The following is a 23,048-nucleotide window of genomic DNA, read 5'->3' on the forward strand; positions in this document are numbered from 1 at the left end:
TCATTCGAGTCTAGACAAAATGACACCAAATGAGTTTTACTATGATCAGCTACCCCAACAAAACAAGGTGGCTTAACTAGAGCGGAATATCACTTATAAATACGCTTTTAGTTGTTCAAACAAGTGGGACCACCTCTCAACAAAGAATTGAGATGCTGAACATTACAAAGTCTTGCGACTTACGCTTAAAATTAGAAATGGAAAAAATTATGTCAAATAAATTCAATAATAAAGTGGCCTTAGTTACTGGAGCTGGTTCTGGTATTGGCAAAAGTACCGCTATGCTTTTGGCCCAACAGGGCGCAAGTGTGGTGGTTTCAGATATTAACCTGGAAACTGTTCATCAAGTTGCTAATGAGATCGTGTCTTTAGGTGGGAAGGCTGTAGCAAATAAAGCCAATATAGCTGAGCCTGAAGATATGAAGGCAGTGGTTGAATTTGCTGTCAGTACATATGGCGCACTGCATTTAGCATTCAATAATGCGGGAATTCTGGGAGAGCTTAACCCAACTGCAGAATTGAGCATTGATGGGTGGCATCGTGTACTTGATGTTAATCTAAATGGGGTATTTTATAGCATGCGCTATGAGATTCCTGCAATATTGGCTGCTGGAGGTGGAGCGATTGTTAATACCTCTTCAATTGCAGGCTTAATCGGGTTTAAAAATATTCCTGGCTATGTGGCTGCAAAGCATGCTATTACCGGATTAACAAAAGCAGCGGCATTGGAATATGCGGATCAAGGTATTCGCATTAATTCGGTACATCCTGGGTACATTAAAACGCCTTTAAGTGCTGAGATTGATGAGGTAGAGATGGTGAAATTACATCCGATTGGTCGAGCCGGCTATCCGGAAGAAGTTGCTCAGGTCGTTGCCTTTCTGCTCTCTGATGATGCTTCATTTGTGACTGGCAGTCAGTATGTGGTCGATGGTGCATATACTTCGCAATAAAAAACAACAAAGATGGCTATCTGCGTTTAGTTGTTTGGCTAGGATCATGTCTTATCGTGTGCTCAATATGAAATTATTCCCATGTTTTCATTTTTATTCCTCTTGAGGAGTTTCACCATTCATTGAATAAGTTTTTTATTTTTTCATAAACAATATACAGTTCATAGCCATAACTCCAACACATTCAATATTCCAAATCTTTAAGATGGTGTTATAGTGCTCTTGCAGATTTAGCCGGCTCAAGAGAATTTTGAGTCGGTTTTTTGCTTTTAATATCTGTGGATAAGTTGTTGTAAACACCAAGATTACACCAATAAGTTGCAAGGTACTGATTATTATAAGGAGTATCTATACAATGATTTTAGTGACGGGTGGTTTAGGCTTTATAGGCTCACATATTGCGTTAAGCCTGATGGCTCATGGACAAGAAGTCATCATTGTTGATAATTTATCCAATGCAACTTTACAAACCTTAGAACGACTTGAATACATTTCCGGCATGTATGTGCCTTTTGTCAAAATTGACATCCGAAATACACCCGCCTTAAACAAAGTTTTTGAACAATATTCTGTAGAAGCCGTCATTCACACCGCTGGTTTTAAATCGATAGAAGAATCTGCGCTTAAACCGTTGGAATATTATAACGATAATGTCAGTTGTATTATGAGTTTGCTGCGATCTATGCAGCGTACAGGCATTCGAACCTTAATTCACTTATCCAGTCTGGCGGTCTATGGTCAGTCCAGCTTAATTCTGAGCGAAGATACGCCATTTAATTATTCCTACCCCAATCCCTATATCAAATCGCAGCAGATGACGGAAGAAATTATCCGTGATACCGCACTGACCGACAACGAATGGAAAATTGCCATTTTAAGACTATGCAACATTGCCGGTGCTTTTGAACATGGCGTGCTTGGAGAATTTGTGGCGCCATTGCCGAAAAATATTATTCCACTGGCTTTACAGGTTGCAGCGAAAAAACGTGATTATATTGAACTGCGACAGCAAGCCCAAACCCTGGACCGTACCGTTGAGCGCAGCTTTTTGCATGTATTGGATTGCTGTGATGCCATTTTAGCGACTCTACAATGGTTAAGGACTCAGCCTTATACCTGTGATGCCTTTAATATTGCAGGGCAAAATATGTCTATCCGTGCCTTGCTCAGTGAAGTTTCGAAAGTCACCCAGACTGAAATCAAAACCATGGATGCACCGTTTTATACTTATGCTGAACTGGATCAGGTGGGAGCGACCTCAGGTAAAGCCCATGAAATTTTAAAATGGCAACCTAAACGCAGCATTACCCAAATTATTGAAGATGCTTGGCGTTTTTATCAGCAAACTTTGAAAGGAAATTAAAACTATGCAGAGTTAAGAAAATACAAATAATAATCATTTACAATTAAAATGCGTTTGATTAAGATCAGTAAATATGTCAAAACTATTGAACTGGTTTAAATCATAAAACGACATGGATATGAGGTGGAGAATGCAAACACGTATTGAACATGACACCATGGGCGAGGTAGAAGTTCCAAGTGAAGCAATGTGGGGTGCGCAGACACAGCGTAGTTTGCAAAACTTTAAGATTGGTCAAGAACGTTTACCCCGACCGATGATTCGGGCGATGGGCTTGGTCAAAAAAGCGGCCGCCATCACCAATGCCGAGTTAGATCAAATTCCGCATGAATTGTCACATTATATTGTCAATGCTGCAGAAGAGGTGATTTCTGGAAAGTGGGATAGCCAGTTTCCATTGGTGGTGTGGCAAACTGGTTCAGGTACACAAAGCAATATGAACTGTAATGAAGTCATTGCCAATATTGCCAACCAGAAACTGGGCAATCCTTTGGGGTCGCAAAAGCCGGTTCACCCCAATGACCATGTCAATCGTGCACAATCGACCAATGATTCTTTTCCGACAGCCATCCATGTGGCTGCAAGCCTGCAAATCTATGAATTGCTGATTCCTGCCGTACAACGTTTACGCGATACTCTAGAGGCTAAATCGCAAGAATTTTCCGACATTGTCAAAATTGGCCGTACCCATTTACAGGATGCAACACCCTTAACGCTCGGGCAAGAATTTAGTGGCTATGTGTCACAACTGGATCATGCCTTAAAACGTTTGCATTATGCCTTACTGGGTTTATATGAATTGCCTTTGGGGGGCACAGCAGTTGGAACAGGTTTAAATGCACATCCGGAGTATGCAGTAAAAGCTGCAGCACAGTTAGCTAATTTAACCGGTTTGCCATTTGTAACGGCTCCGAATAAATTTGAAGCTTTAGCTGCGCGTGATGCTGCGGTATTTGCCTCTGGGGCTTTAAAGACGTTGGCAGTGAGTTTAAATAAAATTGCCAATGATATTCGCTGGTTGGCCAGTGGTCCGCGCTGCGGTTTTGGTGAAATCCGTATTCCTGAAAATGAGCCAGGTTCAAGCATTATGCCCGGCAAGGTCAATCCAACCCAAAGTGAAGCCATGACCATGGTGGTGGCACAGGTGCTGGGGAATGATACGACTATTAATGTCGCCGGAGCTTCGGGCAACTTCGAGCTGAATGTGTTTATGCCGGTCATTGCATTTAACCTGTTGCAATCGATTCAACTGTTGGGCGATGCATGTAACAGCTTTAATGATCATTGTGCCGTTGGCATTGAGCCCAACCGCGAAAAAATTGATCATTTCCTGCATAATTCACTGATGTTAGTCACTGCTTTAAATCCGGTGATTGGTTATGAAAATGCTGCTAAAGTGGCAAAAACAGCATATAAGGAAGGCAAAACCTTAAAACAGGTCGCGGTCGAATTGAACCTGGTCACTGCCGAACAGTTTGATGCCGTGGTAATTCCGGAAAATATGGTTTCACCTAATGTGAAATAGCCATCTAAAAGTTGGAACAGCTATCAATTGATCATCAGTGGTTTTTATCTGGGGCATATATGCGTACAATAGTCCTAGAAATTAACTGCTGATGATTGATTATGCTTGACGTTTATTTAACAGATGTTCAGAGAAAGGTTCAATTTAAGGATTATCCGGGTGAGCATCCTGTTAAATTTATTTTGAATTTTAAAAAGATTTTTCCGAGTGTGATGGAATTATTGCTTCCGGTTCTGCCTGGCGATGAAAATCTGGATGAAATGACCTGGGAATCGACCACTGAAGATTTTGAATTGTTCAAATTATTACTCAGCGGCTGGGGCGTGATTGAATTACGTTTAAATGCGATTTCTCAATTTAAAAATAAAAACTATGCCGATCAGCTAGTCAAAACTGCGCAGCAAAAGCGTAAAGAGTTTGCGAAAAACAACCATCAATTGAAAACTGTAGAACTCGATTATCTGTTTATGCACGAAATTCATGCACTGATTGATGCAGAACTGGTTGAAATTGGTGAAAAATTCTATTTACCCACACTGCGTGATTTGTGGAAACACAAAGTTCCGCAAAATGTGTTAAATGCCAAATTCTAGAACAGCATAAAATACGATAACAATCCTCCAAATATTGGGGGATTTTTTATGCCAGTTTTAGCTGTAAAAAGATAAACTTAAGCTATTTAAATGCATCTATATAAAAAATTAAAGATTTAATTATCAATAAAATGTACTAGAAATTGGAATTATTATTGCATATGGTAAGACAGCAATACATTTACCTAAATATTGTTATAAAAGTAGATATTTCACATTTTATTAACAGTGAGGGTAGATTGTTTCAAATTTTCGCGAAGAAATATCACAGGATTTCATTGAATGTCAAATCAGTTTTTAGATTTAATTAAGAAACGCCGTACCATTTATGCAGTCGGTAAAAATGTAGAGCAAAGCCCAGAGTATTTAACTGATTTGATTAAACATGCGATCAAACAGAGTCCATCCTCTTTTAATTCGCAGTCTTCACGTGCCGTGATTTTGTTTAATGCCGAGCACGAAAAATTTTGGAATTTTGTCAAAGAAAAACTCAAGTCTTATGCCAAAGATGAAGAAAGTGCAGCAAAAACCAGTGCCAAAATGGACAGTTTTGCCGCAGGTGTGGGTACCGTTTTATTCTTTGAAGACATGGATGTGATTAAAGGTCTGCAAGAGCAGTTCCCGTCTTACGCAGAGAATTTCCCGATCTGGGCAGAGCACTCAACAGCCATTGCCCAGTTCGCAACTTGGACCGCCTTACATACTGAAGGTTTAGGCGCTTCACTTCAGCACTATAACCCGATCGTGGATGAACAGGTACATGCTGAATGGGAAATTCCAGCCTCCTGGAAACTGCGTGCCCAGCTGGTGTTTGGTTCAGTAGAAGGTGAAGCCAAAGATAAAGCTTATATAGATGATGCAACACGTTTTAAGGTATTTAAGTAATTCATAATTTTTCGAAATCCCCTTTATAAAAGGGGATTTCATATATTTTAGCCAATGGTTTTAATTTTTCCTGGCGGTATTGGAAAATGATTAAGCAGCTTTAATGGCTTTACTTTTCACTTTATGTCCATGTAATACATAGTAGAAACCAATACAGATCAAAGCTGCAATCGCGCTATACATATACAGCTGCGCATAATTTATATAATCCAGCGCCCTACCAATAAAATAAGGGCCAAAGCCGAGTCCTGCATCGAGGAAGATGAAGAAGGTCGAGGTAGCAAAGCCCATACGATCCAGCGAGGTACTTTTCACAGCAACAGTCTGACAAACTGACTGAATGTTGCCATAGCCCAGACCGAGCAAGCCTGCACAAAGTAACAAGGTCATCGGACTATGGGCCTGACTGAGCAGATACAAGGCCAATGCCATAATGATAAATGCGGGATACATAATGATATTTTCACCTTTACGATCCATCAGTGGGCCGGTAAATGGACGTGAAAATAAAATCGCAATCGCATACATTAAGAAGAAGAAAGAAGCTGTTTCAACCAGATCAATTTCTTTGGCATAGAAATTAATAAAGGATAAAACCCCAGAATAACAAATCGATGTCAATAACATGATGATCGAGATCGGCAAGGCTTTCATTTCAATAAACTGGGAAATGAAACTCGGTTTTTTCACATTGACTTGAGTTTCAATGGTTTTGGGGTGTTGTGGCAAATTAGGTACTTCAATCAGCAAAGCCACGATTAAACAGCTCATAGCGACCATGCTAGATAAGGCAAAAATCGCAGTATAGCCGACGTGCAACATCATCCAGATGGCCAGAAACGGGCCAATCGCAGTACCCAATGTACTGCTCATACTGTAGTAACCAATCCCTTCACCGCGACGGGTCGGCGGTAAAATCTGCGCGATGATGGTACCCAATACAGTCGATGCCATACCCATCATAAAACCATGCATGAAACGAACACTCAGCAAGGCAGTGACATTCATCGGAATAAAATAGAATCCTGAAAAAATCAAAAATCCAATTAAACCCACAATCATGGTGGTTTTGCGGCCAAAACGTTCCAGAAACTGACCAACAAATAAACGACCAATCAGGGTACCGACAATGAACAAACCGGAAATCAGACCGGCCTGAGCCGTGGTTGCATCCATTTCAGCAACTGCGTAGCCGACAATGACCACCACCAGCAGATAAAAGGTCAGGACCAGCTGAAAGTTAATGGCACTGACAAGAATAAAATTTCTTGTCCATAAGGGCGTATGTTCACTCATGACTGGCTACCTTTCATCTCTTGCAGATGCTCCATAAGTTGATGCAGGGTATTTAGCGTACTATTTTGCGCAGCTTGATCTAAGGGCAATAACAGTCGTTGTTCAAACAGGTCCAGTTTTTCAGAGCACGCGGAAAAAAGTTGTTGACCTTTAATGCTTAGAATCAGTTTCTTTTGCCGTTTATCATCAGTGTCGACCTGATCCAAAACCTCTAGTTGTATTAATGCATGAATACGTTTTGCAATCGAAGGTTTGGAAACATTCAGGTATTCAGCAATGTCAATAGAGGTACAGCCTTGCTTAAGCTGTATGACATACAGTACCTGCCACAATGAATAATTCAGCTGATGTGGAAGCAAAATGGTATTGATTTCATCACTCATTAAACGCGCACAGCGCAGTAATGAAGCACGAAAGTTAAGTCGATTTGGCATAATAGTTAGCTAGGGTAACTAAATTGAGATAACTTTACGCCTGTTGAGTTGATTGTTCAAGTATTAGTCAGGGAGCAAGAATGATTTATTCTGAAAATGACAGAATCATATTAAGGCACTTCAATTCTCAGTAATAAGTTACATTTCAAAATTATTTATACCGGTTTGTCTTACTGGGTGTTCCGCGACAAAGTCCGCATTGGTGATGAAGGCTATCATTAAGGAGTAAATATGAAACTTTCACAGATGCAGTGGTTTATTGTGTTGTTGCTAGGCGGATTTTTTGCTTTAGCATTGATGGCCGGGGCATTCCGGCTACTTGTTCAACTGGCTTATTATCTTTAATTGTTGATAATAAATTTTAAAGTGGTTTGTTTTAAACAAGCCACTTTATTTTTTAACCCACCAGCGTAATCAATGAAATCAAACTCAAATCTATATTTGAAGATGATTATTTGTCTATTCTAGAATTCTATTTATTTCGCTTACGATAAACACTAGGGCGTACCGGATGCGAATTTTTCCATAAGCCTTTTTTCTGCTTCTTGGCCTGAAGTTGTAGAGCTAACCATTTCTGTTTTTGCGTCGGGTTTTTAATATATTCCTCATACACCCATGCCGCGCCGCGTTTGACCAGTTCCTGATTTATATTTCGTCTAAAACGGTAAATGACGCCAACGCAGCGCCCATAGCAATCGACATCGGTAATCTCGACACGAACCAGTTTGTAATACACCATTTTTTTAACCAGACGCTGAGATTCTTTGCCATAGGTTTGTGTTGATTCGGGAGCATCAATATAGGCAAAACGCAGTTTGGTTTCTGAGCGACGCAAGTTATAGCGCGTACAGGTGATGGTATCGCCATCACTCACCGCAATGACTTTGCACCAGTATTTTTTTCCTTTTTTAAACGGTTTAAATACATCGGTAAGGAAAACGTGAATTTTGCGGAAGATAAAAAACAGCACTGCACAAAGCAGCATGCCCAAGATAATGAGCCAAACAGGGGAGAGATTTGCCAGCATAGATAAAATTTGTGGAATTTGACTTGAAAATACCAGTCCAGATTCAACAATAAAAAGATAAAAAATGAGCTGCTATATTAATGGAAATTCTCAAAAATAATGGCTTGAGAAATAGTCAAATAGCATTAAAAGCCTTGCCAGTTCAGCATTTCGGTTATTTATTCAGTAAAAGGTGATATCTGCATAAAAAATCATTCAGATCCATAACAAATACTTAAAATAGCCTAAGCAAATAATAGATCTATTAAAATAGCCTAAGTAAAAATTTTAATTATTTCGCTGCGCAAAAATTGATGACGCGAATTATCTTCCAAATCTTTATGCCAATACATTCCCAAAGTAATTAGCGGCAAGTCCACAGGCACTGTAAAAATATTTAATGTAGTAGAAAGTTGTAAATGACTAAGCAAATTTTGAGGAATAGTTAAAACGGATTGATGGTTTTGTAGCAAAATCTGTAAAGCCGTTGAGTAATGTTGGCAACGTAAAAAAATCTGTCGCGACAGTTGTTTGCGGTTTAAATATATATCTTCAACCAAAACTCCAGTTCGGCGTGATGAAACTCCAATATGTGGAGCAGCGAGATAAAGCTGTTCTGTCATTTCAGGTTGCTGTGTACATACCACAAATTGATCTTGTACCAGTTTCTGAAATTGAATTTTCTCACCGAAGTTTTGTTCCAGATCAATGACAAAGTCTATTTGCTGGGTGGCGAGGTCTGTGACAAGCGTTTTACGGTCTAATTTGCTACTGAAAAATTGAATCTCTAGATTTAAGCCCTGAAAATGCTGAACCAGTTTAGGAAAAATCATTGGTTCTATTTCATCATGCACCGCAATTCTTAAGCTTTGCACCATACGGGGTTCAAAATGCTGCTTTTGCATTGAAATGTTTTGAATAGCGAACAGTGCATTTTTAATGATGGGATAAATTTCCTCGGCAAATGAAGTAGGCAACATTTTATTGCCGGCACGTGCAAATAAATCATCCTGTAAATGTTGTCTTAAACGCTGTAAGGCATGGCTGGCAGCAGATTGGCTGATACACAAAATCTGTGCAGCCCTGGAAATGCTTTTTTGTTCATAAACTGCAATAAATAACGGATATAAGTTAATGTCTATGCGATGAAAAACACTCAGATCAATCGCGGCTTTATTATGAATACTGTTCATAGTGTTATATTGAATTAAATCATTTTATTCATAATAGTTTTCGGGTTATGTTGTTGTAAAGATCAGATAATATATATTTTGAGGGAATTGGCCATGTTTGAGTTATCAACACGTGCACAAGATTATATTGAAAGAACAAAAACGTTCATTAAGGAAGAAATTGAACCGGTTGAAACCGAGTTTTGGAATGATGTCCATGAGCTCAATCAAGGGGGAGACTGGACAACATGGCAATGGCCCACTCAACTTGAAATATTAAAAAATAAGGCCAAGGCAGTGGGTCTTTGGAATATGTTTTTGCCATGTCCAGAATTGGGGCAAGGCTTATCAGTTCAGGAATATGCACACATTGCCGAACTTTCCGGTCGTAGCTTGCTTGCACCAACGGTCTTTAACTGTAATGCACCAGACAGTGGCAATATGGAGGTGTTGTGGCGCTATGGTTCTGAAGAACAAAAACAGCAATGGCTCATACCATTATTGGAAGGCAAAATTCGTTCCGTATTTTGTATGACTGAACCTGCTGTGGCATCTTCTGATGCCACCAATATGCAGGCTACGGCGGTGATCGACGGTGAGGAAATTGTGTTAAACGGTCGCAAATGGTGGTCGTCAGGTTTGGGCGATCCCAATGCAAAAATCATCATTTTTATGGCGCATACGCCTGATGAAAGCAAAGACCGTCATCATCAACATTCCATGGTTTTGGTTCCTGTAGATACTGCGGGCGTAACAATTGAACGCATGCTGCCTGTATTTGGGGATTATGATGCACCGCATGGACACGGCGAAATTAGCTTTAACAATGTCCGTGTACCAGTGGCCAATTTTATTGGTGGTGCAGGTCAGGGTTTTGAAATTGCGCAAGGCCGTTTAGGGCCAGGTCGTATTCATCATTGTATGCGTTGTATCGGTGCAGCAGAAAAATCTTTAGAGTTGATGATTGATCGTGGTATGAGTCGTACTGCTTTTGGCAAAGAAATTTTAAAGCTGGGTGGCAATCTGGAACGTGTTGCAGAAGCACGGGTAGCCATTGACCAGGCACGATTACTTACACTTTATGCTGCTTATAAGATGGATACTTTAGGTAATATGGCAGCATTGACTGAAATCTCAGCAATTAAAGTGGTTGCACCAAGCGTACTGGAAAAAGTGGTAGATATGGCCATACAGATACACGGTGGTGCTGGTGTTTCTCGTGATACACCTCTAACCGGATTTTTTGCTCAGGCTCGAAGCTTACGTTTGGCCGATGGTCCGGATGAGGTGCATAAAGGCATGATTGCTAAACTTGAACTGGCAAAACGCGGTTACAGTTCAGGTCGGAAAAAAGATTAATTACAGAAATAGTTGAGGCTGCTTATCACTTGCCTGAAAATTTTGCTGTTTATGAGAAATTAAACGAGTATAAATAAGTAAGCGATGAAGTGTTATAACATTGATGATTTAGGGAAATAACAATGTCAGTGATTGATGTGGGTGGGAAGGTTCGTCAAGGCGAAGAACTGGATGTCATTGCTGTTGAGAATTGGCTCAAAGCACAAGGAACTGATTTACAGGGTCAAGCCGAAGTTACACAATATTCAGGTGGAGCATCCAACTGGACTTACCGTTTGAAATACGACAATACGGACTTGATTTTACGCCGTCCCCCTAAAGGAACCAAAGCCAAATCTGCGCACGACATGGCACGTGAATACAATGTGCAAAAAAATCTGGCACCATTCTATCCTGTACTGCCTGAAATGGTGGCGCTCTGTCAGGATGAATCGGTGATTGGCTGTGATTTCTATGTCATGCAACGTGTGGAAGGCATTATTCCACGTGCCAATTTACCCAAAGAGCTCAACTTTAATGAAGCTCAGGTCCGTGAATTGTGCATCAATGTCATTGATAAATTGATTGAGTTGCATCAGGTGCCTTATGCAGGGACAGAACTGGAAAAGCTCGGCAAGGGCGAAGGCTATTGTCGTCGTCAGGTAGAAGGCTGGGATGCCCGCTATGAAAAAGCCAAAACCCTAAATGTACCGTCTTTTAAATATGTCCGAAACTGGCTAAAAGACAATATCCCTGCCGATTCAAAAACCTGTGTCATTCATAATGACTGGCGTTTTGATAATGTAATTTTAGATCCGAAGCATCCGACACAAGTGATTGGCGTTCTAGACTGGGAAATGGCAACCCTCGGCGACCCTTTAATGGATTTGGGTTCAGCCCTCGCGTATTGGGTTGAAGAAAGTGACAATCAAATTTTTAAAGCCACGCGTCGTCAGCCCACCAATTTAAAAGGTATGTTCACGCGTCAGGAAGTGGTGGATTATTATTTGCAAAAAACTGGCTTGCAAACAGAGAACTGGACCTTTTATGAAGTGTTCGGTATTTTCCGTTTAGCCGTGATTGCGCAGCAAATCTATTACCGCTACTACCATAAACAGACCAATAATCCAGCCTTTAAGGATTTCTGGGTAGTGATTCATGCCTTGCATATCCGTGCGCTTAAATTGATTGGCCTGCAAAAACTTGAGGCCAATGAACTGGCTCAAAAATATATCGCTAAATTTAAGGAATTGATGCCAACATGACCACAATTTATCTGATTCGTCATGGTCAAGCCTCTTTTGGGGCTGAAAGTTATGACCAGCTTTCTCCCAACGGCGAATTACAGGCGAAATTATTAGGGCAATATTTCGACCAGATTCTAAAAGAAGCACCTTATGTGGTGTCAGGTTCGATGCAACGTCATCAACAGACAGCCAACTTGACTTTGGCACAATGTTTTCCTGAGGCTGAGATTCAGACCGATAGTGCATGGAATGAATTTAATCACCAGCAGGTTTTTGCCAGATACGAACCACGTTTTAATGAACCACATCTGTTAAAGCAGGATGTCGCCAAGGAAGATAATCCTCGGGCTTACCTGGCTAAAATTTTTGAAGGGGCGATTAAGCGCTGGACGGGTGGTGACTATCATCATGAATATGATGAATCTTGGCCGCATTTTAAAAACCGGGTTGAAACAGCATTGCAAAACTTATGTGATGAACTGGCTAAAATCAAACCGCGGTATGCCGTAGTGTTTACCTCTGGCGGGGTGATTTCGGTGGCTGCAGGAAAACTGTTAGAGCTGAATGCTAACCGGACTTTTGCCTTAAACTGGGCAATCGCCAATACCAGCATTACCACACTGCGTCTGGTTGGAAATGAACCACAATTACTGAGCTTGAATGAACACCATTTTATTAAGGCCGAAGATCCTGGCTTACTGACCTGGATTTGATTAAAAAAATAGCAAAGGAAGAAAACATGGCAAAAACAATTTTAATTACTGGGGCAAGTTCAGGGATTGGTGCAGGTATGGCACGTGAATTTGCACAAAAAGGCTATAACCTTGCCATCTGCGCCCGTCGTTTGGAGCGTCTGGAAACATTAAAACAAGAACTGGAAAGCAAGTACGGCGTAAAAGTCATAGCCAAAACCTTAGATGTGACCCATTACGATCAAGTCTTTGAAGTGTTCCGTGCATTTAAAAAGGAATTTGGTACCATTGACCGTATTATTGTCAATGCTGGGGTGGGTGAAGGTCGCCGGATTGGTAAAGGTAATTTTGAAATTAACAAAGCCACTGTCGAAACTAACTTTATTTCAGCTTTGGCACAATGTGAAGCTGCGGTTGAAATTTTCCGTGCGCAAAATGCAGGGCATCTGGTGATGATTTCATCTATGAGCGCTATGCGTGGCATGCCGAAACATTTAACCGCGTATGGAGCAAGCAAAGCCGGAGTAGCTCACCTGGCTGAAGGCATTCGTGCCGAGTTGATTGATACCCCGATTAAAGTCACCACCATTTTCCCAGGTTATATCCGTACAGAACTGAATGAAGGTGCGAAAAAACTGCCTTTTGAAGTGGATGAAAAAACCGGTTCGCATTTACTGGTCAAGGCCATTGAAAAAGCACCAGTTAAAGCTTATGTGCCACAGTGGCCCTGGTTACCTTTAGGCTTGGCCATGAAAGTATTGCCACTGAAACTGGTCAATAAGTTGGGTTAATTTTAGGATTCTAAAAAGCTCATTCAATGGGCTTTTTTTATACGCTGGAAAACATTGTAAAACTAAGCTCGATAAAAAATAACATCATCAGCAGATTCAGCAGATTCAGCAGATATCGACCACCCTCAACCCTAGATTATTACTGACCTGATGTAGCACATTCACTATTTAATTAGATGAAACTTATTGTAATTTAAGTCAATGCTTCTCACCCCATAAACTCTTATATTGATGCAGATATCATCGTGAATCTTATTTTGTATGCTGTTAAAAATTTCAACCATCGTTCTGATTCCATCCCTGATTATTCAAGGCAATGCCGTTAAGAAAAATACTCTACGTTTAGCAGAACCAGAAGGACAACGTCAGGGGACAGTTGGAACTGGAAAAATGCTGTCTATTTTAATTTTAGGAGATTCGGCTGCGGCTGGAGTCGGTGTTGCAACTCAGGAAGATTCTTTACTCGGTGCAGTGCTGAAGCAGTTAAAAGATGGCTATGAAATCAGTTATCAACTTGAAGCTACCACTGGTCATACCAGCGGACAAGTGATTCAGACGGTAAAGAATATGCCCAATCAACACTTTGATGTGGTGATTACCTCAGTCGGTGTAAATGACATTACCAAACTGATCTCACCTAAAGACTGGATTCAAAAGCAGCAACAACTTTATGCAGAAATTAACCAGAAATTCACGCCTGAATTAGTTATTGCATCTGGCGTGCCACCGATGAACATATTTCCTGCATTACCTCATCCACTGGCCTGGTTATTTGGACAATATGCCAAAGGCATGAATAAAAATCTTACGAAATTTGTTCGGCAGAACGGCAATATGCAATGGATTGAATATGATTTGCAACGTTTTAAAAGCCTCAATCTGGAAATGGCAAAGGATGGTTTTCATCCCAGCAAGGAAATTTATACACTTTGGGGTGAACAGGTTGCAGATAAAATTCGTCAAATGTTTTAAATTAAGCTGAAGACGGATAAATAGACTGTTATGAGCACCGAACCAAATATTGAAACCCATCCACTGGAACCTTTTTTACCACCAAATGCTAGATTGCTGATGATGGGTAGCTTTCCACCACCTAAAGCCCGCTGGAAAATGGAGTTCTATTATCCAAATTACCAAAATGACATGTGGAAAATTTTTGGTTTGGTATTCTTTGGCAATAAAGAACATTTTTTAGATATTGCCAATAAAAATTTCAAGGAACAGCAGATACGTGATTTTTTAATGGAAAAAGGCATCGCAATTTTTGATACGGCGTACCAAATTATCCGTTTAAAAGGCAATGCTTCGGATAAATTTCTGCACATTGCTCAAGCAACTGATTTAAACAAGCTGCTACAGCAGATTCCTGAGTGTAATAGCATCATGACAACTGGAGATAAAGCAACCGATACCTTGATGCTTTCAATGCCAGAACATACTGAAAAACCGACAATTGGTCATGCCTCAAAAACCTACTTTGCGGAACGTGAATTGACTTTATATCGGATGCCATCTTCATCCCGTGCTTATCCACTTGCTTTGGAGAAAAAGGCCGAAGCTTATGCTCAGTTATTTAAGGAAATAGGCTTACTGTAAGTAAGTTATGTAAATCAAGAGTTAATTAAACGCATCCAAAGAGCTGACTGTATTTCGTCCATTTTAGGCTGTGCTGGAAAAAGTTTTTGATATCTTTACGAATGTCATCGAAAACTTTTCAAATGATAAATAGATTTAAAAAGGAATTTAAGTGATTCAGAGTAGGCCAGAAAAGTTATCCATCATATTCCACATAGTCCCATAAATTTAAACGGGATTTAATCTCTTTACGGATATTCGGCAACATTGGCAGCAGGGTTCCATCAATCCACAGGCTTAAGGCCTGAGCAGAAATCACCTGCTGATTGGCATCTATAATTTTTGCGCCTTTGACCATCACCAGAGTTTCTTCACTCGCTGCTGTTTCAATGCCTTTAAACAGGACTTGGAGTTCAAAACCGGTATCTTGAATCAGCCATTCCAGTTCCAGCTGCACATTTTGATTGGATTTTAAAATGGCCTGACCTTCAATTAATTCAGAATCGGACTGGCAATCATGCTCTACACGAACTTTCGCTAAAAACCAGTCTTGGCGGCCTAAATCGTCCAGCGTTTTATACGGGGTTAAAATATCACTTAAATTAAATTGACGGCTTAAATCAAAAAATTGCATTGCAGAAGGTCACGATTGGGAGAGAGCTGAGTTAAAAACTCGAAAAATGGCATGTTAAATCAAATTAAGAAACGAGTAAAATCATTGTGTTGATTGATCTAAAATATATATAAATAACATTTAATTTCTTATAAGTCTTTGCAGAAATATTCATCAGGGAAGTGCCCAGTCTGATAGATGAGACAAGCCAGATTATAGACTTGCAGCTTTTATTAAAGCGGGTTGTGTAGATTCATGAGCACAATATGATCTCGTGCTGATCTTCCAGTACTCGATGATTTAGAAAGACAAGGCCTGTGCGTGTTTTAATGTCATTAATTTGTCATTACATCATCCATTCAATGGGGAGATATGACACCGCTTGCATGCTAAAACGCTGAAACCTGGTCGATTGGGGATCATGTGAATACTCTGTGCGAGTTCCATCTTTATGATGCTCTATCCAAATCACTTCACCTTGTGGATTAAGTTTTAATTCATAGGCAATAAGCGGTAAGTATTTATCTAAAGAGTCGGAAATTTGTTGTTGTAAGATAGTGGATTCGACCATCAGTCCTACTTCGCTATTTAAATTGGCGGAACGAGGATCAAAATTGGCAGAACCAATAAACACCATGCCATCTATATCCAAAAACTTGGCATGCAAACTGGAGGCATTTTTCCCTTTAGCTGGAATGACATTACCTGTCATCACTTCATACCAGGTCCGTTTATTGCGTTCTATATAGGGCTTAAATTCATATAGTTTTATCCCGTTTTTCAGTAAATCATGGCGATATTGTCTATAAAAGGCATGCACCAGAGGAACGTCATTGGCGAGGAATGAATTGGTCAGCACTCGAACATTCACGTTGTTTTGGGCTAAACTGGTTAAATAATCCCTACCGTTCTTTGTGGGGACAAAATAGGCAGAGACCAGTTCCAGATGCTGTTCAGGTTTTCCCACAAGCTGCATTATTTGACGGTAAATCAGTTGATTATCCGATGCCTGAGCGCGAATTTTATCGGGTGAATCTGCGACAAAATGTGCTTTTGCCCAGTTAATCGGACGATCTTTTAGATGTTCAGTGATCTGTTTTTCAGCCAGTTCAATCCGCCTTTTTAGCTGGTCTTTTTGTAAGGCAGTCAGCTCATAATATCGACGTAATTTGGCAAGCTGTTCTAGACGGCTTTTACCCAACAGCAGGGGTATAGGATAACTTAAATCATCACTCCAAAAGTCCTGAAATACTTTGTTGGCATGCTTCACCGCAGTGCCATAAAACAAAATGTCCATATCGGTAAACTGGAAAGACTCACTGGCTTCAAAGTATTCACGGCTAATGTTGCGGCCACCGGTCACCGCTATGGCACCATCGGCAATAATCAGCTTGTTATGCATACGGCGATTAATTTGCTTGAAACGAAAAACATAATCAAACACGCGCAGTTTTCTGGCTCTAAAGGTATAAGGATTAAAGATTTTAATTTCAAAATTGGGATGCTGTGCCAGTTGTTTTAAGGTTGCATCGAGTTGAGAACCGTTCTGGTCATCAATCAACAAACGGATTTTGACCCCACGATCAGCGGCTTTGAGCAATTCAGCCAGCATCAGATGGCCAATCGAGTCATCTTCCCAGATGTAATACTGCAAATCGATATTATATTGTGCTTTATTAATCAGATGCAGCCTTGAAGCAATACTGATAAAAGCATCATCTAAAGCAAGATAGGCGGTGAGGCCCTGGTTAATTTGTGTATCTACATTGGAACCGTTTAACCAGTGCTCGGCATGCACCTGAATGGGAGACTGCTTTTTGGATTCATTCATCGGCAAACTGCACCCCGTCATTGTAAAAATTGTAACAGCAAACATGACAGCATGCATGGATGGTCTAATCTGCATAATTGTTATGAAGTCATAAAGTTATAAGTACATATTATCATCATGTTATAGGTTGAATCCGACAATAAAAAGAGGTTACTGTAGCTCATCTGTTAAAGAACCCAAAAAGGATAAATTATTCATGAAATCACGTGCTGCAGTCGCATTTGGTCCAGGTCAACCGCTCCAAATTGTTGAAATTGATGTTGCTCCGCCAAAAGCAGGTGAGGTTTTGGTAAAAATTAGCCATACCGGTGTATGTCATACCGATGCCTTTACGTTATCGGGTGATGATCCTGAAGGCGTGTTTCCTGCAGTATTGGGCCATGAAGGCGCTGGTGTGGTGGTCGAAGTTGGTGAAGGCGTAACCAGCGTAAAACCGGGTGATCACGTTATTCCACTGTATACTGCAGAATGTGGTGAATGTTTATTCTGTAAATCGGGTAAAACCAACCTCTGTGTAGCGGTTCGTGCAACTCAAGGTAAGGGTTTGATGCCAGATGGCACCACACGTTTTTCTTATAATGGTCAGCCGATTTACCACTATATGGGTTGCTCAACTTTCAGTGAATATACCGTGGTCGCTGAAGTCTCTTTGGCAAAAATTAACCCTGAAGCGAATCATGAGCATGTGTGTCTGCTGGGTTGTGGCGTAACCACAGGTTTAGGTGCAGTAAAAAATACCGCCAAGGTTCAGGAAGGCGATACCGTCGCTGTATTTGGTCTGGGCGGTATTGGTCTGGCTGTGGTGCAAGGTGCCAAAAAAGCCAAAGCCAGCCGTATTATTGCTATTGATACCAATCCTGAAAAATTCAAACTGGCTGAACAGTTTGGCGCGACAGAATTTTTAAATCCAAAAGATTATGACAAACCGATTCAGGAAGTGATTGTTGAAAAAACCGGTTGGGGTGTAGATCATTCTTTTGAATGTATTGGCAATACCAATGTGATGCGTTCTGCACTGGAATGTGCTCACCGTGGTTGGGGACAATCCATCATTATTGGGGTAGCCGGTGCTGGTCAGGAAATTTCAACCCGTCCATTCCAGCTGGTCACCGGCCGTACCTGGAAAGGCACCGCTTTTGGTGGAGTGAAAGGCCGTTCACAATTGCCAGGTATGGTAGAAGAAGCAATGAAAGGAGATATTCAGCTTGAACCTTTTGTTACTCATACCATGGGACTGGAAAAAATTAACGAAGCCTTTGAGTTAATGCATGATGGTAAATCGATTCGTACCGTGATCCATTTTGAAGACTAAACATTCTCAAATAAAAACGAAATAAAAAACGGGCAGATTGCCCGTTTTTTTTATATCAGCCTAAAGAAATTCGGTCCAAATTAAGCAGTGGCTTTAATGACTTCAGCAATCGATTCCGCCACATAATCAATATTGCTTAAATTCAGACCCGCAACACACATACGGCCACTACGCACCAGATAAATGCCGTATTGATCTTTGAGAATATCGACCTGTTCAGCACTCAGCCCGGTATAGCTAAACATGCCTTGCTGTTTGACCAGATAGCTAAAATCTCGTTCCGGTAAGGCCAGGCTCAGTTTATCTTTTAAAATGTGACGCATTTGAATAATACGTTCTCGCATTTCTTGCAGTTCAGCTTGCCACTGTGCAGTCAGATCAGCATCATTCAGCACATTATCCACCAACAATGCACCGGTCGTAGGTGGGCTTGAGTAAATACGGCGTACTGTTGCCTTTAATTGTCCTAACACTTTTTGTGCAGTGGCTTGATCATCACAAACAAATGTCAGACCGCCTACACGTTCACCATACAGCGAGAAAATTTTAGAGAATGAATTGCTGACAATAAAGTTCATTCCAGCCTGATCGAGTGCGCGAATCGCATAGGCATCTTCTTCTAGTCCTTGACCAAAACCTTGATAGGCAATATCCAAGAAGGGAATCAGATCCTGTTGTTTTAGTACAGCAATCACCTGATCCCATTCAGCAGGTGTCAAGTCTGCACCCGTCGGGTTATGGCAACATGGATGTAATAACACAATACTTTTTGCCGGTAGCTGGCTCAACTTTTCTAGCATCGCTGGCACATTGACACCATTGGTTGCTGCATCAAAATAAGGGTAGAAGTGCGAGTGAATACCAGCACCATTAAAAATGGCAATATGATTTTCCCAAGTCGGTTGGCTAACCCAAACATCAGATTCAGGAAAATATTTTTTCAGAAAATCCGCACCAACTTTAAGCGCGCCAGAACCGCCTAAGGTCTGGATGGTCACCGCGCGTCCATCACGGCGCGCCGGACTATTTTCTCCCAATACCAGCGCTTGAGTAGCCTGATTATAAGGTTTTAAGCCATCCATCGGTAAATACAGCTTAACCTGTTCATTGCTTGTTTCAATATTCTTATACGCTGCTTTGACCGCTTCAAGTTGAGGCACAATATTGTCTTCATTGTAATAAAGCCCAATACTTAAATTCACTTTTTGTGTCCGTTCATCTTTAGCAAATTCTTCCATTAAAGAAAGAATCGGATCACCTGCATACGCATCAACATGTTGGAACATGAATACATCCTTCGTTATATGGAGTAAAACAAATCAAGCCTTCGGTATAGAATACATTTTATCTTTTAATGCCAATGGATGGTCTTTTATTTTGATAGAAACTGCTCAGCAGTTGAAATATTAAAAAATTATCTAAAGCACGTTAACAATAGAAAAGGATTAGATTTTAAGTTAGAAGCCAAGTTTTATTTGTAAACAATGTATAAGTAAAAGTTTAATGATTGATGTAGTTTTATTTTAAATAAAACTATTGTCAAATATGGCAATACAGCGTATTTTAATTTCAAGATACATACTTTTTTGAAGAAATAAAGATGTTAAAGCAACCTGTACTCTCAAACGCGACTTATTACTTTTGGCAATTTAGATAATTGCCTGAATGCGTTCGGGCAAGAAAAGGTTGCCCACCAAGTTTATAACCTGATCGGGCAACCCTGATCAGGTTTTTTTATATCTTATTTTTTATATTTTGGGAGTTTAGACATGCAAACATTAAATTATTCATACTTTAGCAATTTTTATTGGTTTTACTTTAGTCAATTGATGACTCTTCACACGCAATCCATTAGACCCATAACGCTCAAATAAAAGATTGGACTGAATAGTCCCCAGGAAAGACCAATGAATGCTTTAAATACTGCTTTACAACAAACTCAAACAACTGCAAAAGAAACCATTTTAACTTTGCCTCACCAATTGAAGGCACAATTGCCATTATCGAATAAATTGGCGCAACAAATTGCTGCGCAGCGTCAAACCATTGAAAATATATTGGCAGGCAAGGACCATCGTTTGATGGTGGTGACAGGCCCATGTTCGATTCATGATCCCGTGGCTGTACTTGAATATGCGCATAAATTACAACAATTACAAAGCCAGGTGTCAGATCAGATTTTCCTGGTGATGCGTGCCTATATTGAAAAACCGCGTACTACCATAGGCTGGAAAGGCTTCCTGTATGACCCAAATTTAGATGGCTCATCCAATATGCAATTGGGACTAGAAAAATCACGTGAGTTGTATCTACAAATTATTGAAATAGGTTTGCCGATTGCTTCGGAAATATTAAGCCCAATGGCGACTGCGTATTTCGATGATTTACTGGCATGGGGTGCTATTGGTGCACGGACCAGTGAATCTCAGATTCATCGTGAAATTTCCAGTCATATGCCATACAGCATCGGTTTCAAAAATGGCACCGATGGCTCCATTCAAATTGCACTGGATGCTATTCAATCTGCATCACATCCACATCAATTCCTGGGTCTGGGCCAATCCGGTTTACCGTGTATTTTAGAGTCGCAGGGCAATCCAAAAGCACATTTAATTTTACGCGGTGCAAATTCAGGTCCCAATTACCAGCTGGCGGAAATTGAAAAGATCAAAGAAAAATGCAAAGGTGAATTACCGGCTTTGGTGATTGACTGCAGTCATGGCAATAGCCACAAAGATCCGCTTTTACAGCCCGAAGTACTGCGTACCATTGTGGCAGAACGCAAGCAAAATCATGTTCGAGGCGTAATGCTGGAAAGTCATCTTGTCGATGGTCAGCAAAAGATTTCTTGTGAGATGACTTATGGTCAGTCTGTAACAGATGGCTGTCTGGGTTGGGACAAAACCCTGCAACTTTTGCTGGAGGTAGCAGATTCACTACGTGTTTCACAGTTAAAACGTAGCGCCTGATTTTCTATAAAAAGTTTATCGATGATCAATAATCTATAAATAATGTTGTGATAAAGCCCCTGAATTTAGGGGCTTTTTTCTTGTATAGATCTATTTTTGTTATCTGGTTAATTTTAAACCACGCGTTTATTGATGGTGTATGCAATTTCTATTCATACTTTTAACCAGTTAAAAATAACAAAGTTGAGTACTTTACTATGTTTATGCACAATAGGGAAAAATAGTAATCAATAAAACATGAATTGTTTCTTCACGACTGAGATAAGCATTTAAATAAATTAAACCAATTTCAGTATGCGTGGATCATAGAAACAATTCTCATCGGGGAATATATGTATAGTACGGAATTACTGGAAGAAGCACGTAAAATGATGTTCCATATGCTGACTAAGGTGGTGGAATATGGCGGCTCAGATTTATTTATTTCAGCAGATTTTCCACCGAGTATTAAACATCAGGGCTTAATGAAACCGCTTGGCCAGCAGGCATTGACTGCCGACAAGACCAAGTTGTTTGCCTATAGTTTAATGAATGAAAAACAGAGGCATGAGTTTGAAACCGAGCTGGAATGTAATTTTGCCATTAGTGTTCCCAATGTTTCGCGCTTTCGTGTCAATGTATTCCAGCAGCAATTACATGTAGGGATGGTAATACGAACCATTACCGCAGAAATTCCAAATTTTGACCAGTTAAAGCTTCCCGAGTCCTTAAAGCATGTGATGATGGCAAAACGCGGTCTGATACTTGTGGTCGGTGCTACCGGCTCGGGTAAATCGACTTCTTTAGCCGCCATGATTGATCATCGTAATGAAAATTCTGCCGGGCACATTATTACCGTGGAAGATCCGGTGGAATATGTGCATAAGCATAAGAAATCGATGATTACCCACCGCGAAGTCGGCGTGGATAGTCATTCATGGCACAATGCCTTGAAGAACACCTTGCGTCAGGCACCGGATGTTATTTTAATTGGTGAAATCCGTGATACCGAAACCATGGAACATGCCATTGCCTTTGCCGAAACCGGACATTTATGTTTAGGTACTTTACATGCCAATAATGCCAATCAGGCGCTGGATCGAATTATCAACTTTTTCCCGGAAGAACGTCGCAATCAATTGTTGATGGATTTATCTTCCAATATGAAGGCGATTATTTCACAGCGTTTGGTGCGTACTGAAGATGGACGTGGACGTCGTGCAGCTATTGAAATTTTGCTGAATACACCTTTAATTGGAGATAATATCCTGAAAGGCCAGTTTCATGAACTCAAAGAAATCATGAAAAAATCCCGTGAATTGGGCATGCAAACTTTCGATCAGGCTTTATAGCCAAATACTCAAAAATATAGAACAATAGAAGCATGGGATATTCAAAAGATTTTAAAGACAAAGTCATAGAAATTATGGCTAGAGATAAAATGTCTGTGCGAAAAGCAGCACAGCATTTTAAC

At 40.4% G+C, this 23,048-nt stretch carries 21 protein-coding genes and 1 pseudogene; 15 read left to right on the forward strand and 7 right to left on the reverse strand.

The genetic code is table 11. From position 1 onward, the window contains the following. Window positions 1-209 precede the first annotated feature (209 nt). The 5 genes from FTU91_RS11135 (at window position 210) to FTU91_RS11155 (ending at window position 5,319) form a co-directional block, all read left to right on the forward strand. Window positions 210-953: an SDR family NAD(P)-dependent oxidoreductase gene (locus tag FTU91_RS11135; RefSeq protein WP_180082188.1), complete on the forward strand. Its 744-nt coding sequence runs from the start codon at window positions 210-212 to the stop codon at window positions 951-953. Window positions 954-1,308: 355 nt separating this feature from the next. Further along, entirely contained in the window at window positions 1,309-2,316 is a 1,008-nt protein-coding gene (locus FTU91_RS11140; RefSeq protein ID WP_180082189.1) for an SDR family NAD(P)-dependent oxidoreductase, read from the forward strand. Window positions 2,317-2,446: 130 nt separating this feature from the next. Further along, window positions 2,447-3,841 (forward strand): class II fumarate hydratase, encoded by a 1,395-nt coding sequence (gene fumC / locus FTU91_RS11145; RefSeq protein ID WP_180082190.1) that lies wholly within the window; start codon window positions 2,447-2,449, stop codon window positions 3,839-3,841. A 101-nt stretch (window positions 3,842-3,942) separates the two neighbouring features. Next, window positions 3,943-4,434 (forward strand): hypothetical protein, encoded by a 492-nt coding sequence (locus FTU91_RS11150; protein ID WP_180042599.1) that lies wholly within the window; start codon window positions 3,943-3,945, stop codon window positions 4,432-4,434. 282 nt (window positions 4,435-4,716) lie between these two features. After that, window positions 4,717-5,319: a nitroreductase family protein gene (locus FTU91_RS11155; RefSeq protein WP_086196991.1), complete on the forward strand. Its 603-nt coding sequence runs from the start codon at window positions 4,717-4,719 to the stop codon at window positions 5,317-5,319. 90 nt (window positions 5,320-5,409) lie between these two features. Here the strand turns inward: FTU91_RS11155 and FTU91_RS11160 are convergent, their stop codons facing one another. Beyond that, window positions 5,410-6,615 carry an MFS transporter gene (locus FTU91_RS11160; protein ID WP_180042598.1) on the reverse strand — a complete coding sequence of 402 codons (1,206 nt, stop codon included), beginning with the start codon at window positions 6,613-6,615 and terminating at the stop codon, window positions 5,410-5,412. Continuing rightward, window positions 6,612-7,049, reverse strand: coding sequence for a MarR family winged helix-turn-helix transcriptional regulator (locus FTU91_RS11165; RefSeq protein WP_180042597.1), 438 nt, complete (start codon window positions 7,047-7,049; stop codon window positions 6,612-6,614). Before FTU91_RS11165 ends, FTU91_RS11160 begins: the two co-directional genes overlap by 4 nt. A gap of 231 nt (window positions 7,050-7,280) precedes the next feature. On the opposite strand from FTU91_RS11165, the gene FTU91_RS11170 reads away from it, so the two are divergent. Further along, a complete protein-coding gene (locus FTU91_RS11170; RefSeq protein WP_180042596.1) occupies window positions 7,281-7,394 on the forward strand; it encodes a DUF2474 domain-containing protein in 114 nt (37 codons plus the stop codon). A gap of 127 nt (window positions 7,395-7,521) precedes the next feature. Here the strand turns inward: FTU91_RS11170 and FTU91_RS11175 are convergent, their stop codons facing one another. Together FTU91_RS11175 and FTU91_RS11180 are read right to left on the reverse strand one after the other, a co-directional pair. Continuing rightward, window positions 7,522-8,076 (reverse strand): thermonuclease family protein, encoded by a 555-nt coding sequence (locus FTU91_RS11175; RefSeq protein WP_180042595.1) that lies wholly within the window; start codon window positions 8,074-8,076, stop codon window positions 7,522-7,524. Between the two features lie 254 nt (window positions 8,077-8,330). Beyond that, on the reverse strand, window positions 8,331-9,248 hold the full coding sequence (locus FTU91_RS11180) for a LysR family transcriptional regulator (protein ID WP_180042594.1): 918 nt from the start codon (window positions 9,246-9,248) through the stop codon (window positions 8,331-8,333). Window positions 9,249-9,341: 93 nt separating this feature from the next. Between FTU91_RS11180 and FTU91_RS11185 the strand changes: the two genes are divergently transcribed. The 6 genes from FTU91_RS11185 to FTU91_RS11210 all read left to right on the forward strand — a co-directional run bounded on the left by FTU91_RS11185 (window position 9,342) and on the right by FTU91_RS11210 (window position 14,891). After that, window positions 9,342-10,586 (forward strand): acyl-CoA dehydrogenase family protein, encoded by a 1,245-nt coding sequence (locus FTU91_RS11185; RefSeq protein WP_180042593.1) that lies wholly within the window; start codon window positions 9,342-9,344, stop codon window positions 10,584-10,586. Between the two features lie 122 nt (window positions 10,587-10,708). Then, window positions 10,709-11,830 carry a phosphotransferase family protein gene (locus tag FTU91_RS11190; protein ID WP_180082191.1) on the forward strand — a complete coding sequence of 374 codons (1,122 nt, stop codon included), beginning with the start codon at window positions 10,709-10,711 and terminating at the stop codon, window positions 11,828-11,830. Beyond that, window positions 11,827-12,525, forward strand: coding sequence for a histidine phosphatase family protein (locus tag FTU91_RS11195; protein ID WP_180082192.1), 699 nt, complete (start codon window positions 11,827-11,829; stop codon window positions 12,523-12,525). The genes FTU91_RS11190 and FTU91_RS11195 overlap by 4 nt, the downstream gene beginning before the upstream one ends. A 26-nt stretch (window positions 12,526-12,551) precedes the next feature. Then, window positions 12,552-13,295, forward strand: a complete 744-nt coding sequence (locus FTU91_RS11200; RefSeq protein WP_180082193.1) for an SDR family oxidoreductase — start codon at window positions 12,552-12,554, stop codon at window positions 13,293-13,295. Between the two features lie 261 nt (window positions 13,296-13,556). Further along, window positions 13,557-14,267 (forward strand): SGNH/GDSL hydrolase family protein, encoded by a 711-nt coding sequence (locus FTU91_RS11205; protein ID WP_180082194.1) that lies wholly within the window; start codon window positions 13,557-13,559, stop codon window positions 14,265-14,267. Window positions 14,268-14,297: 30 nt separating this feature from the next. Next, the gene (locus tag FTU91_RS11210) at window positions 14,298-14,891 is read left to right on the forward strand and encodes a uracil-DNA glycosylase family protein (RefSeq protein ID WP_180082195.1); all 594 of its coding nucleotides are present in this window, start codon (window positions 14,298-14,300) and stop codon (window positions 14,889-14,891) included. 175 nt (window positions 14,892-15,066) lie between these two features. On the opposite strand, the gene FTU91_RS11215 is transcribed toward FTU91_RS11210, so the two are convergent. Both FTU91_RS11215 and FTU91_RS11220 read right to left on the reverse strand, forming a co-directional pair. Continuing rightward, window positions 15,067-15,504 (reverse strand): hypothetical protein, encoded by a 438-nt coding sequence (locus FTU91_RS11215; protein WP_180082196.1) that lies wholly within the window; start codon window positions 15,502-15,504, stop codon window positions 15,067-15,069. A gap of 325 nt (window positions 15,505-15,829) precedes the next feature. After that, window positions 15,830-17,389 carry a phospholipase D family protein gene (locus FTU91_RS11220; protein ID WP_180082197.1) on the reverse strand — a complete coding sequence of 520 codons (1,560 nt, stop codon included), beginning with the start codon at window positions 17,387-17,389 and terminating at the stop codon, window positions 15,830-15,832. Between the two features lie 121 nt (window positions 17,390-17,510). Here FTU91_RS11220 and FTU91_RS11225 point away from each other — a divergent pair, with 121 nt between their 5' ends. After that, window positions 17,511-18,626 carry an S-(hydroxymethyl)glutathione dehydrogenase/class III alcohol dehydrogenase gene (locus tag FTU91_RS11225; RefSeq protein WP_086196977.1) on the forward strand — a complete coding sequence of 372 codons (1,116 nt, stop codon included), beginning with the start codon at window positions 17,511-17,513 and terminating at the stop codon, window positions 18,624-18,626. A gap of 80 nt (window positions 18,627-18,706) precedes the next feature. On the opposite strand, the gene FTU91_RS11230 is transcribed toward FTU91_RS11225, so the two are convergent. Then, entirely contained in the window at window positions 18,707-19,912 is a 1,206-nt protein-coding gene (locus tag FTU91_RS11230) for an amino acid aminotransferase (protein ID WP_180082198.1), read from the reverse strand. A gap of 621 nt (window positions 19,913-20,533) precedes the next feature. Here FTU91_RS11230 and FTU91_RS11235 point away from each other — a divergent pair. Both FTU91_RS11235 and FTU91_RS11240 read left to right on the forward strand, forming a co-directional pair. After that, entirely contained in the window at window positions 20,534-21,595 is a 1,062-nt protein-coding gene (locus tag FTU91_RS11235) for a 3-deoxy-7-phosphoheptulonate synthase (protein ID WP_180042584.1), read from the forward strand. A 332-nt stretch (window positions 21,596-21,927) separates the two neighbouring features. Continuing rightward, a pseudogene (locus tag FTU91_RS11240) lies at window positions 21,928-22,923 on the forward strand (PilT/PilU family type 4a pilus ATPase); the annotation flags it as partial. Window positions 22,924-23,048: the final 125 nt, after the last annotated feature.

Origin of the sequence: Acinetobacter sp. YH12201, from assembly GCF_013418145.1 — a bacterium.
Lineage (GTDB): Bacteria > Pseudomonadota > Gammaproteobacteria > Pseudomonadales > Moraxellaceae > Acinetobacter.